15 protein-coding genes are annotated in these 18,609 nt (G+C 51.5%); 14 read left to right on the top strand and 1 reads right to left on the bottom strand.

Going from position 1 to position 18,609, the window contains the following annotated elements:
* Positions 1-279: 279 nt before the first annotated feature.
* Complete coding sequence (locus tag AC0YN4_RS17835; protein WP_475836340.1) at positions 280-1,260, bottom strand: aldo/keto reductase; 981 nt, start codon at positions 1,258-1,260, stop codon at positions 280-282.
* 284 nt (positions 1,261-1,544) lie between these two features.
* On the opposite strand from AC0YN4_RS17835, the gene AC0YN4_RS17830 reads away from it, so the two are divergent.
* The 14 genes from AC0YN4_RS17830 (at position 1,545) to AC0YN4_RS17765 (ending at position 18,301) form a co-directional block, all read left to right on the top strand.
* Positions 1,545-3,380, top strand: coding sequence for a sensor histidine kinase (locus tag AC0YN4_RS17830; protein ID WP_475782423.1), 1,836 nt, complete (start codon positions 1,545-1,547; stop codon positions 3,378-3,380).
* A 27-nt stretch (positions 3,381-3,407) separates the two neighbouring features.
* Positions 3,408-4,712 (top strand): response regulator transcription factor, encoded by a 1,305-nt coding sequence (locus tag AC0YN4_RS17825; protein ID WP_475836339.1) that lies wholly within the window; start codon positions 3,408-3,410, stop codon positions 4,710-4,712.
* 143 nt (positions 4,713-4,855) lie between these two features.
* On the top strand, positions 4,856-5,728 hold the full coding sequence (locus tag AC0YN4_RS17820) for a carbohydrate ABC transporter permease (RefSeq protein ID WP_475836338.1): 873 nt from the start codon (positions 4,856-4,858) through the stop codon (positions 5,726-5,728).
* Position 5,729: 1 nt separating this feature from the next.
* Positions 5,730-6,602: a carbohydrate ABC transporter permease gene (locus AC0YN4_RS17815; RefSeq protein WP_475836337.1), complete on the top strand. Its 873-nt coding sequence runs from the start codon at positions 5,730-5,732 to the stop codon at positions 6,600-6,602.
* A gap of 130 nt (positions 6,603-6,732) precedes the next feature.
* Positions 6,733-8,205, top strand: coding sequence for an ABC transporter substrate-binding protein (locus AC0YN4_RS17810; protein WP_475782480.1), 1,473 nt, complete (start codon positions 6,733-6,735; stop codon positions 8,203-8,205).
* Positions 8,206-8,214: 9 nt separating this feature from the next.
* Positions 8,215-10,968, top strand: coding sequence for a discoidin domain-containing protein (locus AC0YN4_RS17805; protein ID WP_475836336.1), 2,754 nt, complete (start codon positions 8,215-8,217; stop codon positions 10,966-10,968).
* Positions 10,969-11,075: 107 nt separating this feature from the next.
* On the top strand, positions 11,076-11,678 hold the full coding sequence (locus AC0YN4_RS17800; protein ID WP_475782418.1) for a sigma-70 family RNA polymerase sigma factor: 603 nt from the start codon (positions 11,076-11,078) through the stop codon (positions 11,676-11,678).
* Between the two features lie 292 nt (positions 11,679-11,970).
* Positions 11,971-13,023: a BMP family lipoprotein gene (locus AC0YN4_RS17795; RefSeq protein WP_475782417.1), complete on the top strand. Its 1,053-nt coding sequence runs from the start codon at positions 11,971-11,973 to the stop codon at positions 13,021-13,023.
* Positions 13,024-13,099: 76 nt separating this feature from the next.
* On the top strand, positions 13,100-14,596 hold the full coding sequence (locus AC0YN4_RS17790) for an ABC transporter ATP-binding protein (RefSeq protein WP_475836335.1): 1,497 nt from the start codon (positions 13,100-13,102) through the stop codon (positions 14,594-14,596).
* A complete protein-coding gene (locus tag AC0YN4_RS17785) occupies positions 14,593-15,663 on the top strand; it encodes an ABC transporter permease (protein WP_475836334.1) in 1,071 nt (356 codons plus the stop codon). The genes AC0YN4_RS17790 and AC0YN4_RS17785 overlap by 4 nt, the downstream gene beginning before the upstream one ends.
* Positions 15,647-16,570 carry an ABC transporter permease gene (locus tag AC0YN4_RS17780; protein WP_475836333.1) on the top strand — a complete coding sequence of 308 codons (924 nt, stop codon included), beginning with the start codon at positions 15,647-15,649 and terminating at the stop codon, positions 16,568-16,570. Before AC0YN4_RS17785 ends, AC0YN4_RS17780 begins: the two co-directional genes overlap by 17 nt.
* A 37-nt stretch (positions 16,571-16,607) precedes the next feature.
* Entirely contained in the window at positions 16,608-17,282 is a 675-nt protein-coding gene (locus AC0YN4_RS17775) for a sulfite oxidase-like oxidoreductase (RefSeq protein ID WP_475782413.1), read from the top strand.
* Positions 17,282-18,016: a nucleoside phosphorylase gene (locus tag AC0YN4_RS17770; protein ID WP_475836332.1), complete on the top strand. Its 735-nt coding sequence runs from the start codon at positions 17,282-17,284 to the stop codon at positions 18,014-18,016. Before AC0YN4_RS17775 ends, AC0YN4_RS17770 begins: the two co-directional genes overlap by 1 nt.
* A gap of 36 nt (positions 18,017-18,052) precedes the next feature.
* Complete coding sequence (locus tag AC0YN4_RS17765) at positions 18,053-18,301, top strand: hypothetical protein (protein WP_475836331.1); 249 nt, start codon at positions 18,053-18,055, stop codon at positions 18,299-18,301.
* The last annotated feature ends 308 nt before the right edge of the window (positions 18,302-18,609 follow it).

The raw sequence follows: 18,609 nt of genomic DNA, 5'->3' as shown, positions 1-18,609 counted from the left end.
ACGTCTCTCAGTATTGAAAATCGCTTAATAGAGAGCTGAGAGTCGCAAAATCCGACTCACAGGTTTGACTTTTACCAGCCTGACTCATTCTAACCCATCCCTATCATCGTAAGCGGCTATTCCGCTTAAAGTTCCGCAAACCCAATTATCCTCGCTGTAAGCGGCTATTCCGCCCCCAGCCCCATCTCCCGCAATCTCCACCACCGACACAAAAAAGCCCGAGAGCAACCGGGCCGCACACGATCATGCGGCGCAGTTCCTCTCGGGCTAATTAACTCCTTAAGGCAAATTCACGCCGCGCGAAGCGACGTACAAGCGGTACCAGTCTTCGCGCGAGAGGCGAAGGGTCGCCGCATCGCGGCAGGCGCGGATGCGCTCCGGGTTGATCGTGCCGATCACCGGCTGAATGCCGGCCGGGTGCGTCATCAGCCATGCGAGCACAATGGATTCTCTAGTCGTGTTATGCTTCTCGGCAAGCTGTGCTACCAGTGCAGCGGTTTGCACGACGCTTTCGCTCTGGCCTTCCAAGGAGCCGCCGGAGTAGCGGCCTTGCGCGAGCGGTCCCCACGACTGCAATTGAATGTTCTCCAGGCGGCTATGTTCCATCGTGCCTTCCGGGAACACGTTGTTGCGCCATGCTTCTTGGTTCACGCTGACGGCGGTGTCGCAGAAGCCGATTTTGTGCAGGCTCATTTCGAGCTGGTTTACGATGAACGGCTCGTCGCTGTAAGCTTGCAGCAGACGGATTTGGCCGTGACTCATGTTGGACACGCCGAAGTGGCGGACTTTGCCGGATGCTTTCAGGGCATGGATCGCACTGGCGACATCTTCCGGCTCGACAAGTGGGTCAGGACGGTGCAGCAGCAGAATATCGAGATACTCCGTGCCTAAACGCTCCAATATCCCATCAACGCTATCCAAAATATAATCGGCCGAGAAATCAAAACGATGCGGATTACTCTCATCCCCGAAGCGAATGCCGCATTTGGACTGAATAATAATCTCTTCGCGAAGCGAAGGACGTTCCTTCAGCAGCTGCGAGAAAACGCGCTCCGCTTTGCCGGACGTATAAATGTCGGCATGGTCGAACATGTTGATACCAATCTCAAGCGCGGCATCGAGCGCTTCGTTGCCTTCGCGGTAATGCTCCGCTGTAATCGGGCTGCTCGCGTTCCAGTCGCCTCCAAGTCTCATGCATCCGAGAACAATCTGGCTAGCGTTTATATTACGGCGTTGTAGCGGAATAAGTTTCTGTGTCATAACATCCTCCAAAGTTTCATATGGAATGGTCAAGCTCCTGTTTCATTATGATGCAGCTACTTGCAAAATAAAAGTAGTGAAAATATTGATACGTAATGATACAAGGTATATATAGTAATCAAAAGTATAGCGGGGTACGGTGATGTTTAAACTCCACTCGCGCGACCAGCGCTTCCCCCTCACAATCCCGATAGATCTGCACCTAACATCCATAAAAATAGCCATACGCGCGCCAAGCGCAACTTGTTATAGTACCAGTAACGCGAGAAGGAGAGACTGTTCCGATGGCCCATATGACGAACCCGCTCACACGGATGAACGTGAGACAGCAAATTATTTTACTTTTTATCATCATGGTCAGTCCGATTCTACTGCTGCAATGGTATGGGAACACGAGGGCGGAGCTCATTCTGAAGCGCCATGTGACCAATGCCTACGTGGAGCTTAACAAGCAGAATATGGCCCTCTTGAGCCGCGATATCGACACCGTCAACAAGATTACCACGACGATCATCCAAAATCCGCTCACCCAGCAGCTCGTTCCGGCACCGGGGGAGTCCGTCTTCGAACGGGTGCAGGAGTATTCGAAGCTCGATAAGCTCATCGCCGGCTACTCGATCAGCGTGAATGGCGGCGAAGCGGTCTACTACAGCCTCTACGTTTATGACCCTGAGGACTTTTACTATTTTGCACCGAAAATCCCCATGACGCAGACAGGGGTCTACTTCTTCTCCGACCGCGACAAGCCGGAATGGTTCGACGAAGCCGTGAAGAAGAAAGGCGAAGGCTATATGAAGCTGATCCGCAACAACATCGGCTTCTCGACGCAGACAACGCTGGCCTACGTGCGTTCGGTCAACAACATCTCGAACGGTCATGGCGTCATCGGCGTATTGGTCGCGACGAAGATGGATAAGAAGATTGGAGAATCGTTTCAGAGTGTGACGCTGCCCGACGGCGAGATTTATTTTACCGATTCCACGAATCGGGTGCTGACGGCGACCGCGCCGGGCATAATCGGCACAACCCTGCAGCTTCCGACTGAAGCGGAAGGAATCAAACTGGGTGCAGCGGACGGCATGGGCAACATCAGCAACATCATTACGCCGGAATTTATTTACGTTATTAACGACAATCATCTGCAGCAGCAGAAGCTGATTTATAAGATCCCGGTTAATTCCCTGCTCCAGCAGCAAAATGAACTGAAACGCGTGATCCAGCTTATTTCCATCGTCTATACCATCTTTGGTATCATCGTCATCATGTATTTCTGGCGCTCACTCATGACTCCGCTTCAGCGTTTGGCCTATTTTGTCCGCTCCTACGAACCGGGCAAACGGGTACCTGAGACACCGGGCAAAGGGCGTAAAGACGAAGTCGGCGTACTCATCTCTTCCTTATACGACATGGCGCGGCGGCTCAATGTGCTGATTCATTACAAGTACCAGATGGAGATCAAGGAGAAGGAGTCCCAACTCCAACTGTTATATCAACAGATCAATCCGCATCTCCTGTACAACACGCTCGAGAGTATTTATTGGAAAAGCACGCTGGAAGGCAACTCCGAATCCGCGGAAATGATCAAGGAGCTGTCCAAGCTGATGAAGATCAGCTTAAGCCGCGGGCGGGAGCTCATCTCTCTCGAAGACGAGATGGAGCATGCGAAGGCGTACATCAGTCTGCAGCAGAAGAGGTATGAATACACATTCAACGTCATCTGGAACATTCCGGAGGAGCTGCTGCACAACCTGATTCCGAAAATCACCTTGCAGCCGCTAATCGAGAATTCCATCATTCACGGCGTTCGCAACATGGGTGAGGACGGCGAAATTATTATAACGGGCGCACTTCTGGACCATGACAAAATCATCATCCGCGTCGAGGATAACGGCTACAAGAAAGTAGACTTCGAAGCGATCCATAGGCTGCTGAACGAAGAGAAGGGCGATCCGGCCATCGGTTACGGCATTCGGAATTTGGATCAGCGCATTCGGCTTCATTTTGGCCGGAGCTTCGGAATTAGCTATGAAGAGCGGGAAGAACGGGGAACGCGCGTTGTCATTATTCTACCGCGCAGCCACGACGAAAGCGGCGATGCAGCTGCGGGTCCTACTATATAAGCAAGAGCAAGGAGGGAACGAAACGACATGTATTCCATATTGGTTGTAGACGACGAACCGTTAATTTGCAAAGGGCTGAGCAGCTTGCTCATGTCATCAGGTCTGGCCATATCCCAGCTGTATGTCGCACATAACGGCTACGAGGCGATGGATTATTTGAGACTGGAAGATATAGATTTGCTCGTGACGGATATTCAGATGGGTGAAATGAACGGAATCGAGCTGATGCATCAAGCCAAAATGATCAAGCCTTGGGTGCAGACGATCATCATCTCCGCCCATGAGACGTTTCAATATGCCCAGCTGGCTATTCGGCTCGGTGCAAAGGATTACCTCATTAAACCGCTGAACAGCGACCAGTTCCTCGACTCGGTGCGTAACGTACTGCTTAACACGAACAAAACAAGCCCTTCACAGGATGAGCTGCTGGCAGGCTTCCGTGAGCAATTCCACATGGAGCAGCCTTCGCCGAAGCGAACAGCACTGCTTAACAAGCTGCTGACAGATACAAAGGAGGCAGAAGCGCTCGCAACAGCAGAACTCTTGAAGCGCGAACATGCCACCGTGCTCACGGGGCCGTATTTCTCCGTGCTGCGCGTGAAGCTAAGCCGTTCCTCGGAGCTGCTGCAATATGCTGCGCTCAACATTGCGATGGAGCTGCTCGACCAAGCATGGCTTCCGGTCGCCTTCTATTCGCCGGAGGATGAGGTCAGCATCATTATTCAGTGGGACGACAAACGCTTCGAGGATAGCGGCACATCGCGGATCAACCAGCTCGACATGCTGGGTCGCAGTTTGCAATTCAACATTACGAAATACCTCGGCATGAGCTGTGTCATCGGCATCAGCCAAGTATTAAGAGGTGTTCCATTCTTAAGCGAGCTCGGTGAACAAGCGCAGAAGGCGATCAGCTGGAACCACGACCATAAGGAGCTGAGCGTCTTCTATTATGGCGACTTCAATTGGAGCCGTTATGACGCGAAGCAGGACCCGACGGTGGAGGAGCTGGATGCGCAGAACAACATTATCGCCCAGAAAGCGAAGAGCTATATCGATGAGCACTATGCTCAGAAGGGGCTTACGCTTCATGAGGTGGCGCAGAAGAACCATGTCAGCCCGAATTACCTCAGCTATCTGTTCAAGAAGAACATCGGCCATAATTTATGGGAATACGTCATCAAGCTGCGCATGGAAGAGAGTCGGAAGCTGATCCTCACCACGGATCTTCGCAGGTATGAGATCGCGGAGCGGGTAGGCTATGAGTCGCCGGAGCATTTCAGTAAAATTTTCAAAAAATATTTCGGTGTCAGCCCAACGGAGCTGAAGAAGTAATATCGCCTATGATCCCCATAGAACTGCACATGTTCAGCCATGACCCGCTTCTCTAGAATGAAAGTAGGCAAGCAGAAACGACGGGCCACCATCAAGCGGAGGCTGCCGTTTCTCCAAGGCTACAACATGAAAGAGGGGACCATATGGGAACGTCCGCGCGGTTTAAAAAACATATTTGGGGTTATTTGTTCGTCGTACCGGCAGCCGTCATCTTCATTCTGTTCTTATGGATGCCGATCGTGAAAGGATTTATTTACAGCTTCTATCAGGTCGATTTCGTCAAAGGCAATACGTTTGTCGGCTTCGATAATTTCCGGACCGTGCTGCATGATCAAGATGTATGGACAGCGGTGAAGAACACGCTGTATTATATGCTGCTCTGCCTATTGATCGGCTTCTGGGTACCGATTGTATTCTCGATCGCGATTTCGGAGCTGAAACGGTTTCAAGGCTTCGTTCGCGTTGCGGCGTATCTGCCGAACGTCATTCCGGTCGTGGTTCTGTACGGGTTATGGCGCTGGATGTACGATCCGGTCGGTCCGATCAACGCAACCATTACGCAAGCCGGCTTCGAGCCGATCTCCTTCATGACCGATACGAAATGGTCGATGATTTCACTCGTCTTCATGGAAACCTGGCAGCAATTCGGTGCTGCGATGCTGATTTATCTCGCAGCGGTGCTGAGTATTCCGCGTGATCTGTATGAAGCAGCGGAGATAGACGGCGCCGGCGTATGGAACCGAATTCGGCATATCACGCTGCCTTTCATTCGCAACCTGGTCGTACTCCTGCTTATTTTGCAGCTTATCGCTACCTCTCAAGGCTTCCAGTCGCAGTTCGCTATGCTGGACGGCGGACCGAACAACGCAACGCTGACCTATGCGCTGCTCATCGTCAAATACGCCTTCACAAGGCTCGATTACGGTGCGGCATCCGCGCTTGGCGTGCTCATGTTCCTCGTGCTCGGCGGACTTGCCGTCCTTCAGCACCGACTTTCCAGCAGAGAGGTGAACTAAGATGAAGAGCTATGACCGCGGTATACTATCCCGTTATGATTTGCAGAAAACATCCAACAAGCTGGTTTATGGCCTCATGCTGCTCGTAATCACAGCGATGGTCTGCTCCATGCTGTATCCCATATTAGTGACGCTGCTGAACAGCTTCAAATCCAATGTGGAGGTCAATTCGTTCCCGCCGCATTTTATTCCTCAGACCTGGCAAGCGGATACGTACTCCAAAGGGTGGAACTATATTCAGCTGCCGCTCTTCTTCCGCAATACGATGATTATCTTCGGCGGCAATATGTTCGTTACGATTCTTGTGCTCGGCTTGGCTTCCTTTAGCTTGTCGAGGCTCAATATCCCGTACAATCGGGCGATTAACTTCTTCTTCCTTGCGGCCTTGTTCATCCCGCCAACGACGTACATCATCCCGAACTTCGTCAACCTGAAGGATTTGGGCTTGCTCAATACGTTCCAAGCGTTCTGGCTCCCGGCCGGGGCGAATGCCTTCTTCCTGCTGCTGCTCAAGAACTTCTTCGACGGCATCAGCCATGAGCTGTTCGAAGCGGGGCGCATCGACGGGGCGTCGGACTTCAGATTGTTTGTATCGATTGCGATTCCGCTGTCGGTGCCGATCTTCTCGACACTTGCCATCTTCGTCTTCTCCACAGCATGGAACGACTGGTTCTGGCCATCGCTGGTGATGCATACAGACCAGAAACGACCGTTAGCTACAGCGATCTATAATTACGTCATTAACGTGCGCAGGCTGGATACGAACGTGAAATTCGCGATGCTGACCATGGTCATGCTGCCGCCGATTGCCGTGTTCCTTATTTTCCAACGGTTCATCATTCGAGGGCTGCATATGGGCGGCGTCAAAGGATAGAAAGGATCACATCGTAATCGTAGACCTGCACATGATCGACATAGGAATACACATTCTGCTTTCTCTGCGCCTCTATTATGATGAGCGTGTAAGGTAAATAAACGTGAGAAGGGGATAAAACATGCGTAAGATGCGTAAGGTTTCATTCATTCTGGCAAGCATGTTTCTAATGACAGGCGTCCTGTCGGCATGCGGAAGCTCGAACGACAACAACACCGGCGAGAACAGCGGCAAGACGAACAACGCGGCCTCATCGAATACCAGCACGAACACGAATACAGCGGCTAACACAGGCGATAACACGGCTGCGGAAGAAACACCTGCCGCTAAAGTAACGATCAGCATCTACTACCCAACACCGGATTTGGTGGAGAAGAGAGCGCTTGAGGACGATAAAATCAAACGTTTCACAGAGAAATATCCGAACGTTGAGATCGTGAAGAGCGAATGGCAGTACAACCCGAACGAAATCGGCATCAAAATGGGTGCGAACGAAGCTCCAACTCTGTTCAATACTTACGCTACAGAAGGTAAATTCCTTGCAGAGCGCGGCTGGGCAGCGGATATTACAGAGCTGTTCAACAACTATGAGTTCAAGGATCAAATGAATCCGATTCTGCAAAATCAATTCATCATCGGCGACAAAGTGTACGGCATTGCGCAGCAAGGTTATGTAACGGGCACAGTCGTGAATAAGAAAATGCTGACGGATAAAGGCGTTGCGGTTCCATCCTTCGACTGGACGTGGGACGACATGCTGAATACGGCGAAAGCGGTTGCGGAACCGAAGAAAGGAATCTCCGGTATCGCGCCAATGGGTAAAGGCAATGAAGCGGGCTGGAACTGGACTAACTTCCTGTTCGAAGCAGGCGGCGAAATACAAACGGTTGACGGCGGCAAAGTAACGGCGGCCTTCAATTCCGAAGCAGGTCTTAAAGCGCTTGAGTTCTACCACAAGCTGGCATGGGAAGCCAGCGCGATTCCGAAGGACTTCGCACTTGGCTGGGGCGATGCAGTAGGTGCATTCGCACAAGGCAGAACAGCTATGGTTATCGCAGGACCGGATGGCCCGGTTGACCAAGGTCTGAACCAAGGCGGCATGAAGCCGGAAGACATTCTCGTGTACCCAATGCCTGCAGCAGAGAAAGGCGGCAAGCATACGGGCGTACTCGGCGGCGACTTCCTTGTTATCAATCCGAATGCTTCCAAAGAAGAGCAAGAAATGGCGTTCAACTACGCAACGTTCGATTACTTCTCCGACAAAGGCTTGGAGTCTGTGGAAGAAAGCATCAAACAACGTAAAACCGACAACAAATTCTTCATCCCGCCGGTTATCCAGTACTACAACGATAACTCGGAATACGGTCAGAAGGTAAAAGCGGTTTACGACAAATACGATAACGTGTACCAATACAGCCCGGAAATCATGAGCTTGCTTGACGGTAAACCGGAAGCACAGTTCAACACGCAAGATTACTATGCTGCCATGACGAATGTCGTGCAAGAAGTGTTCTCGAAGAAAGACGTAGACATGAAAGCAGAGCTGGATGCAGCAGCCAAAAACATGCAAGAAAAGTTCTACAACACAATCAAGGTTGAATAGGTCCGTTCGATGCAGGTCTTGAAGCCGGAATCCCGAACAAGACTCTTCCTCGCAGCAGCGCTACTTCTGGTAGCGCTGCTGTCCCTTATCTCCCTCCGAAAAGATCTATTTACCTCACAAGCAGTAACCTTTAATGAAACCGACAACTTGCTCGTGCTTGCCAATGACAGTTACGAAATCGGTTTTCAGCGGGATGCCGGCGGAATCGCCTATATCAAGGACCGAAGCACAGGCAGCAAGGTGATGCAAGGCAACCGCAAAGGAGCGCTGTGGTGGGCTTTTCTGAAAGACAACTCATCGATAAACAGCTTAGGTGCAGCGAAGTTTGACTATGAGTGGAGGAGCGGGCGTTCAGAGCTGCTGCTGCATTATGGCGGCAAGCTTGCAGTGGATGTGACCGCAACCTTCGATAAGACCAACCGCATTCAGCTTCGTGCTGAGGTGCAGAACGGTACGAATGACATCCTGCAATCGTTTCGGTTTCCCTATGAGTTGAAATTCGCAGCGGATTCGGTGGTTGACGGCCTGCTTCCGATGCTGCCTGGTGTGAAGCTGAAGCCTTCTTTCTTTACCGATAACAATGCTTATGAAGGGCAGTATCCCGGTGTTATGTTTGCTTCCTATACGGCGCTGCGCACGGCAGGCGGTAATGTCGCACTTTATGATTTGGTCGGAGGTGATAAGCCTGTCGTGACGACAGAGCTTGGCTTCAAGAACCAAACGGATGATGCCGGCAAGAGCGCATTCGTGCATCAATATAACGTGTGGACGGAAGCAGGAGCGAGCTGGCGAAGTCCAACTGTAGTGCTTGAAATCGGCGGAGATTATACCGACTCGATTGCCAGCTATCGAACGCTGGGCGGGATTGACCGTTATCCTTCGCTGGATCATAAACTCGGCAACGCGAAGGCGCACACCGCGGAGCTTCCGTTAATGAAGCTGGATATTTCGGCCTTGGGCAAAGAAAAATGGGGCACGCTGACGAGCAGCTATGTGGATGCTTTGCCATACAACGGGATGCTTCATCTCGTAGGTTTCCAGACCGGCGGTCATGATGAGAATTATCCGGATTTCTTGCCTGCTGATCCAAAGTGGGGCGGCGAGGATGCTCTGGAAGCTTTCATTACAGATGCGCAGGCAAAAGGCAATCAGGTTGTGCCGTATACGAACTTCTCCTGGTGGGGCGTGCATTCTCCGACATTAGCGGCATTGCCGGATGGCGTGAAGCTGGAGGATATCGTTGTGGAGCAGGCGAATGATACGCTGCTTAAGGAAGATTACGGCGAACACAGCGGCTATGTGATGAATCTGAACCACCCGTTCGTGACGAAGCGGATTGCAGAGGAACATCAGAAGTTGCTGGACGCTGGCGTGGATGGCATTTTCGAAGATCAATGGGGAATACGCAACGCACCGTTCACGGCAGGTGAGTTGCACCCTGCGGATACGGATGCTTGGTCCGCTTATTTCGAAGGGGTTCAGCAGTATTTTGCTTCCTCTAAACATCGCATGTATACCGAAGACGGCATTGATGTGCTATCCGATAACAGCATTGGATTCATGGGAACGAACTACCTGTGGGATTTGCTCGGCTATAGGAAGAATACCGCTTCTTATACCGATTATTACCCGCTTGCCAGTATGCTGCTGCGCGATAAGGTGCTGCTCTATCAGCATGACCTTGCTGCGGAGACGATGACGGATAATAAGGATATGCTCCGTTGGAATGCGGCGATGGGGTACAACTTAAGCGGCGATTTGTATACCGGTACCACGAATCCATGGATCACTCTGATCGGAGTATTCCAGAAGTACGTGCTTGCAGATTATGCCGATGCACTCGTTCAGCGTTATGATGCGGTCGATGCCACCACGACGAGGACGGATTTCGGGACGCATATCGTCACGGCGAACTGGGATACTCAGAAGCCTTATACGATGGATGAGCAGACGACACTCACAGCGGGCGGTTTCGATATTGCTTCGGTGTCCGGAAAAGTACGGGCAGGCAGCTATGCGAGATACAATGGTTACGAGCTTGATCCCGGTGAGCATTATTTGGCCGAGATTCGTGCGGACAAGGAAATTCGCGTCTATCAGCCGATCGGTTCCGATACAACGCTGCGGATTAAGCCGATGAAAGGCTGGAAGCATGCCCATGCTGCAGCTTACGAGGCAGATGGCACGGAAATCGCCGAATTGCCTGTTGCAGAATCAGGGGAGTGGCTGATGGTAGATTTTATTGCCAACATGGGCGGTAAGATGGCGACCTATGTCGCGATTACGCCTTCAGATGATGGGAGTCCTGTAAAGGATTCGCCGTTCAAGAAGGTGAGGGTACTGGAGAACCTTGCTCAGGGGCATGAGCTTCAATCGAGTACGAACACGAATACGGAGCTGATTGCAAAGCTGGCAGGAGACGGCGACCCTTTCACCTATTGGGAAAGTGTCTTGAACAAATTCCCGCAATCGTTAATCGTTGATCTCGGCGACAAGAAGCAGCTTGGGCGAGTCGTATTGAAGCTGCCGCCGCTTGATGCGTGGGCAGCACGGGATCAGTCCATTGCGGTGCAAGGCAGTGATGACGGTGAGCACTATACCGTCATCAAAGCGCTAGACACCTACACCTTTGATCCTGCGAAGGAGAATACGGTTGAAATTGTGCTGGATGGAGCGAGCTCTCGTTATGTGTTGCTCACCGTGGAGGGCAACACAGGCTGGCCGGCGGCTCAAATTTCTGAATTTGAAGTGTATGGACCGTGAAAACGTCAGATATCGTCACAAAAACGCATGCTTTTACAGATGCGTTTCTTCTTTTTCCTGTTATAATAAGAGATAAGACGGATGACGGGTGGCAAAGGAGAATTGCCGTGAATGAAGCGCAATTAGTGATGTTATCGAGGCAAGGCGATGAAACGGCCTTTAACAAATTGGTCGAGCTCTACAAGGATAAATTATCCCGTATGGCGCATCGAATACTTCGCAGTAAGAGTGATACCGAGGATGTCGTTCAGGAAACGTTTCTCAAGGTGTATTTGAACCTGAACCGCTTTGATGAGAATAAACGATTCTCGACATGGATTTTCCATATCGGGAAGAACATTTGCCTGGATCTTCTTCGTCGCCGCAAAACCCCGCCGCTGCCGCTGGACCAGCCTGTCTTAGCCCAGTCCGATCAAGCGCTCTCTCTCCATGATGTCATTGCGCATGCATCGCTCTCTCCGGAAGGAGAAGTGATCGAACGCGAGCTTTCGTCGAAGATGGCGGAGCTCATCGATAAGCTGCCGGATAAATATAGAAGCGTTGTCTATCAGCGTTACGTACTGGAGATGTCGATGGAGGATATCAGCATTGCGAACAATATCCCTGTGAACACAGTGAAGTCGCGTATTCATCGCGGGAAAGATTTCATGAAGAAACGTTGGGGCAAGACGCTCCTCATCTATTCTCTGCTGTTGTTTAGCTTCTTCTAAACGATAAAGCGTGTTTGAATGGAACGGCTCATTCGCACGCTTTTTTTGCGGATTGCGGCCGGTTGCGGGTCTGATGAAGGACAGTGTGAATAGTTGGGTTCCAGTTCTGGGATACTATGGTTGGTTTTAGCCGGGATTACGCAATATTTACATAATGGATTGTCGTATTTATGGATAGCCAATTCTGGTACATAGCGGTATAATATCCATACGGATTGCGCGAAAATTGTCGATTTTTGATATATTTGAGCAATTGAGAGAGAGATTACACATAAGACTAGGAGAGAAACAGATGAAAAAAGGGATTCTGCTTGCTGTAGTACTTATTTTAATGTCTTCATTGTTCGTCGCATGTGGTAAGAAAGACAACAACACGGCCGATAACTCAACGAACACGAGTAATTCGGGCAATGCAAGTGAACAAGCTCCTACGAAGAAAGTCGCACTTGTTCTTCCAGAGAAAATCGGCGTTAACGCCTTCTTCGTACAAATGGACGAGGGCTTCAAGAAAGCAGGCAAAGAGTTTAACGTAGAAGTAAAAACAATCGAATCGACTGACCCTGCCGCATTCGAGCAGAACCTTCGTTCGACGGTTGCAGAGAACTACGATATGATCATTACCGCTACATTCCAAGCGGAAGATGCACTGAAGAAAGTGGCTGCCGAGAATCCGGACAAACCATTCGCGATTATCGACACCGTAGTAGATCTACCGAATGTACGCAGTGTTGTATTCCGTGAGTACGAAGCATCGTACCTCTTGGGCGCAGCTGCAGGTCTTTCCACCAAAACGAATAAAGTCGGCATGGTTGTTGCAATTGACGCGCCGCTTCTGAAGAAATATACAGAAGGTTTTGCTCAAGGCTTGAAATACACGAACCCTAATGCTGAAATGCTCATCAACTATGTAGGCGGATTTACGGATCCGGCGAAAGCGAAAGAGCTTGCATTGCTTCAATTCTCTAAAGGCGCTGACTTCATCGCAGGCGCATCGGCAGTAGGCGACCTTGGCGTGTTCGAGGCTGCGAAAGAGAAAGGCTTCTTCACTTCCGGTCAAGACATCGACAACACCGGCGTTGACCCCGAGCATGTTGTCCTTGCACAGCTGAAAGGTACTGACACAGTTGCATATGAAACGGTTAAATCTTTTGCAGAAGGCAACTTTGCTTACGGAGCAGTTGATTACGGTTTGAAGGAAGACGGCGTTGGTCTTACTTATGTAACAAGAGACAGCCAATCTCCTCTGAATCCGTTTATCGGACAAGCAACCGTCGATAAAGTAAAAGCAATCAAAGATGATATCGTATCCGGTAAACTGGTTGTTAAGAACCCGCTGAACCCATAATGTTACCCTGCCGGCTGTATGAACATACAGCCGGTTTCTTCCTATTTACACGGTATGAGAGGAGAAGAACGGCCGAATGTTGCTTAGCATGGAGAATATTACGAAGGCTTACGGTCCTGTGAAAGCCAATACCGATATCAATTTTACGCTGAACAAAGGTGAAATTCATGCGCTCGTCGGCGAGAATGGCGCTGGCAAAACAACGCTCATGCGTATTCTGTACGGCATGGAGAAGCCGACCAGCGGCTCCATTCAGATTAACGGTGAAGAACGGCATTTCGCAACGCCTTCTGATGCCATTCGCAGCGGAATTGGCATGGTGCATCAGCATTTCATGCTGTTTCCCTCCTTCACGGTAGCCGAGAACATCGTCATCGGACGTGAGCCGAGCTCCGGTATCGGATTTAACCGCAAGGCTGCAATTGCAGAGGTGGAAGAGCTGTCGCGCCAATATGGCATGCCGGTTGACCCGCGCAAGAAAACGTCGGCTTGTTCGCTTGGCGTCCAGCAGCGTGTTGAAATCTTGAAGGTGCTTCATCAAGGTGCGGACATTATTATTCTGGATGAACCGACTGGCGTTCTGACGCCGCTTGAAGTCAAGGAGCTGCTTGTTTCGATTAAACGGCTCGCGGCACAAGGGAAAAGCTTCATTATTATCAGCCACAAGCTGCAAGAGATCATGGATGTTGCGGACCGGATTACGGTGCTTCGCGATGGTCGTGTGACCGGCGTTGTGGATGCCAAGCATACAAGCGTTGAACAAATCTCAAGGCTGATGGTCGGGCGCGATTTGGTCGAAATAACCCGTACAGAGCCTGATCTGGGCACGGCAGTGCTGGAAGTAAAGTCGCTTACGGTGAATGGCGATAAAGGGAAGCCGCTTGTGAACGATGTCAATCTATCGGTCAGAGCCGGCGAGATCGTCGGTATTGCCGGGATTTCCGGCAATGGTCAATCCGAGCTGATCGGGGCGATCGCGGGTCTCGTAGATATCGGGAGCGGCCAAGTGATGCTCGCAGGCAAAGAGATTACGGGAGCTCCGGTGCGGAAGATTCGGGAGCTTGGGCTTGCCCATATTCCGGAGGACCGCTATCAATGGGGAGCGGCGAAGGATGCGACCGTTGTTGAGAACGGCGTGATGGGACATGCCCGCAGAGAGCAGCGTTACGGCATCCTGCGTGGACGGAGCATTCGTTCCATGGTGGAAGGCTGGATTAAACAGTTTGAGATCAAGACCGGTTCGCCGGATACGAAAGCACAGTTTCTCTCCGGTGGTAACCTGCAGAAGCTGATCGTAGCCAGAGAGCTGGCGCAAGGTACACCTTTTCTTATTGCGGCTGAACCAACGCGCGGCGTCGATGTTGGGGCGATGGAGATTATTCATGGCGAGCTGATCAAGAAACGGAATGAGAAAGGCGCCATTCTGCTTATTTCGTCGGAGCTGACGGAAATTCTGAAGCTGTCAGATCGGATCCTGGTCATGAATGAAGGCCGGATTGTTGGCGAGCTGCGTGCAGAAGAAGCGAACGAAGAACGGATTAGTTTATTGATGGCAGGAGGTAAGCAGGCTTGAAAAGTAAACTCACCCAATTTGCAGGCTCGCTCTTCCAGCCGGTTATTGCTGTCATCCTTGGCTTGCTGATTGGTGCAATTGCCATCTCGCTTGTTGGCGGATCCATTATGGAGACCTACGCGGAGATGTGGAAAGGTGCATTCGGCAGCTTCTACTTTGTAACGAATACGCTGTCCCGCGCAACGCCGATTATCTTGGTCGGACTTGGCGCGACGCTTGCCTTCAGAGCGGGGTTCTTCAACCTTGGTGCAGAAGGACAAATGATCCTTGGGGGACTTAGCGCGGCATTAATCGCCTTATATGTTCCGGGTCCCGGTTGGTACAGGCTCATCATGGCACTGGTTGCCGGTATTCTGGCAGGCGGAATTTGGTCTGCTTTTGCCGGATGGATGGATGCGAAATTCCGCATGAATTTGCTAATTACGACGCTGCTGCTCAACTATATTGCTTCCTTGTTTGCCGGCTATTTGGTAGCTTATCCGCTGAAGGATACATCCGGCTCGGCGGCAATGTCGCAAACGAAGATGATCGAGCAGAGCGTCTGGCTTCCTAAATTGTTTCAAGGCATGAGTCTTCATGCCGGATTTATTATTGCGATTGTAGGTGCAGTGCTGCTGTATCTGTATATGAAATACACGGTGAGCGGTTATGAAACGCGCATGCTCGGCAATAACCCGCTGTTCGCCGCTTATGGCGGCGTGCAGCGCGGCAAGCTGATGCTCTACAGCATGATTGCCAGCGGCGGCTTCGCAGGCTTGGCCGGTGCAGTAGAAGTGCTTGGTACGCAGTACCGCTATTTGGATGGCTCGCTTTCCACACCTGGCTATGCTTGGTCGGGGATTATGGCGACGCTGCTCGCAGGCTCGCATCCGCTTGGCACCGCATTCTCAGCTTTATTGCTGGCAGCCTTGCAAACCGGCGGTATGGGTGTAGAACGTAATACCGAGGTTCCGCTTGAGATTGCGAGTGTTATCCAAGCTACGCTGATTCTCTTCGTCTCGGCTAAATTAAGCTACGGCTTCTTAAAACGCAGGAAAGCGAGGGCTCAAGGTGGAACAATTACTTGATGCTTCACTGTTTAACTCTGCCCTACGAATGGTGACGCCCATTCTGCTTGCCGCTCTCGGCGGCGCGATTTGCTCGCGCGTCGGACTGTTTAATGTAGGCTTGGAAGGGCTTGTGCTGTTCGGCGCTTTCTTCGCGATCGTCGGCAATTACCTGATGGGTAACGTGTGGCTGGCTGTCGCGTTTGCGGTCGTTTGCGTCATGTTATTCTCGATGATATTTGCTTATCTAAGCATCCAGCTTAGGGCCAATGTCATCATAGTCGGGATATCGCTTAATTTCTTGGCTCTGGGCTTAACCTCATTCAGTTTGAGAGCCATCTTCAATGTTAAAGGTGCTTATTACGATAAGAACATGCAAGGTTTACCCGCATGGGATATCCCGCTAATCAAAGATATTCCGTGGCTTGGCGATGTTTTATCCGGGCATTCGCCGCTTGTGTATGCTGCATTCCTGCTCGTCTTCGTGTTTCAATATTTCTTGTTCAGAACGGTGTCCGGCTTCCGGCTGCTGGCTGTCGGCGAGAATCCGGTTGCCGCGCGCAGCATTGGCATTAAGTCCAAACGCATTCAATACGGCGCTGTGTTGATTTGCGGTGTATTATGCGGCTTGGCCGGCGCCCAGCTGTCGCTTGGACAAGTGACGATGTTCACGGAAAATATGACGGCGGGCCGCGGGTTTATCGCCCTTGTCGCGACGATGCTTGGTCAATCGAATCCGATTGGCGTTGGCGCATCCAGCTTGTTGTTCGGATTTATGGATGCGATCAGTATTCGGCTGCAGGGCTTGGCGCTGCCGACCAATTTTACAAATATGCTGCCGTATGTCGTGACGCTTGTGATGATGTTCTTCTTCAAGGATAAGAGTTATCTTGCGGAAGCGCGCAAAGCGAATGAAAGCTCCCGTTAATGAAATATACTAGTATTGCTCAAGGAGGGAAAATAAAGTGAATAATAAAGCAGAACGCTTGAAGAAAGCGAAACCGATTACGCAAGTAGAAGTAGATGCAACGCTAGCGCATCGCTTGCCGCCGGGCCAAGCTCTAACAGAGCGCTTCCCGATCCTGCATGAAGGGGAAGTGCCGAATTATTCGCTGCCGGACTGGAGACTTCGCATCTTCGGTGAAGTGGAGAAGGAAATGGAATTCTCGCTGGAGCAGTTGAAGGCGATGAAGCAATCTGAGGTTCTATGCGATATTCACTGCGTTACGCGCTGGTCGAAGTTCGATACGACGTGGGAAGGCGTGAAGTTCAAAGATTTGCTGCCTTTGCTCGGCGTGAAGCCGGAAGCTCGCTATGTGATGATCCATGCGGATAATGACTATGAGACGAATGTGCCGATTGAGGATTTGATGGGCGATGATATCCTGCTTGCTTTCTTGTTCGATGGTGAGCCGTTGACGCCTAAGCATGGTTTCCCTCTCCGTCTTGTTGTGCCGCATTTGTACTTCTGGAAGAGTGCGAAGTGGATTACGGGCATCGAGTTTATGAAGGAAGACCGCCCGGGCTTCTGGGAGCGCAACGGCTTCCATAACGTAGCCGACCCGTTCCGCGAGGAGCGTTTCTCCGGCGAAGATCTTGGTCTACCGGAAGATTTGTGGAAAGATGTGGACTTCGACTAATGACACTAATGCCTATACTACAAATTCATAGCGAGGATGCGGCGGATTACGCGATTGTATGCGGGGATCCTAGACGCGCCGAGCTGATTTCGAAGAAGCTGGACAATGCGCGAGAGTTGGCGTTCAGCCGTGAATATCGGACGTTCACCGGTGAGATCGATGGTGTGCGTATCTTGGTTACAAGCCATGGCGTCGGCTCTGCCGGGGCAGCGGTCTGCTTCGAGGAGCTGATCCGCGCAGGTGTGAAGACGCTGATCCGCGTGGGCACGGCCGGTTCGTATTCGGCTGACCATCCTGCGGGCAGCCTCATCGTCAGTACCGCTGCGGTACGTGCAGAGGGACTGACTCGCCAGCTCGTGCCGGACGGCTTCCCGGCCGTCGGCGACAGCGATGTCGTCAGTGCTCTGTACGCCGCTGCTCAGGAGAGCGAAGGCATCGTGAAGAAAGGCATCACCGTTTCGCTGGATGCCTTCTTCACCGGGGTGGAAGAGATTCCGCACCGCAAGTATAAACAAGCGGGCGCACTCGCCGTGGAGATGGAGATCGCGGCGCTGTATGTCGTCGCGACGCTTCGCGGTGCGCGTGCCGGCGCGATTGTCGCGCTGGACGGCTACGCCGACAGCGACCTCGCGGAGGTGTACGACCCGCACACGAACGTGGTAGCGGACGCCGTCGAGCGTGAAATCGCTGCAGCACTGCGCGCTGTTGTGATGCTGGCGGGACAAGCTCAGTAGTAGGTAAAGCCGTTTCAAAAGTGTGCTATGCGACTTTTGAAACGGCTTTTTTGCTGCGCGCGTGTCGCGCGTGGTGACCTGATGATGCTCGCCGCAGCAGGCTTCACGGATGCTCGCGCCAGCAGGCCTCGCGGATGCACGCGCCAGCTGGCTACGCGGATGCTCGCATCAGCTGGCATCGCGGATGATCCCACTGTAAGTTTCGCGGGGGATCAATGGGGAGCGTTGGCGCTAACGAACCACAGAGGTCTTATATTAGCCCAATTGCTCGTTTTGAAAATCTAACGAACCCTACAGGCCTTATCTGGTCTCAAAATGCCCAATTCCACTCCATTTCCCCTGAATAAGGCCTCCACGGTTCGTTAGAGCAATCTCGTGGCAGCGCCAATTAGATCAGGCAAAGCAAGCCAACCAGCTAGGTCCCCGAGTAAGAAACCCAACTCTCGGATCATTAAAATTGTTGCATAAATGGCGACAAATTTCCCGCTTAGCTGCCCTCGAACCACAAAATCATGCAGAAAATGCAGCATTGTAGTCTGCTAAGACGCAGATTGGCGGGTTCAGAGGCAAAATGTTGCATAATGCGCAACAAT

It is taken from the genome of Paenibacillus sp. J22R3 (assembly GCF_056269305.1).
Note: the sequence above shows the minus strand (reverse complement) of the source record. Positions and strands in the feature narration are given on the sequence as shown.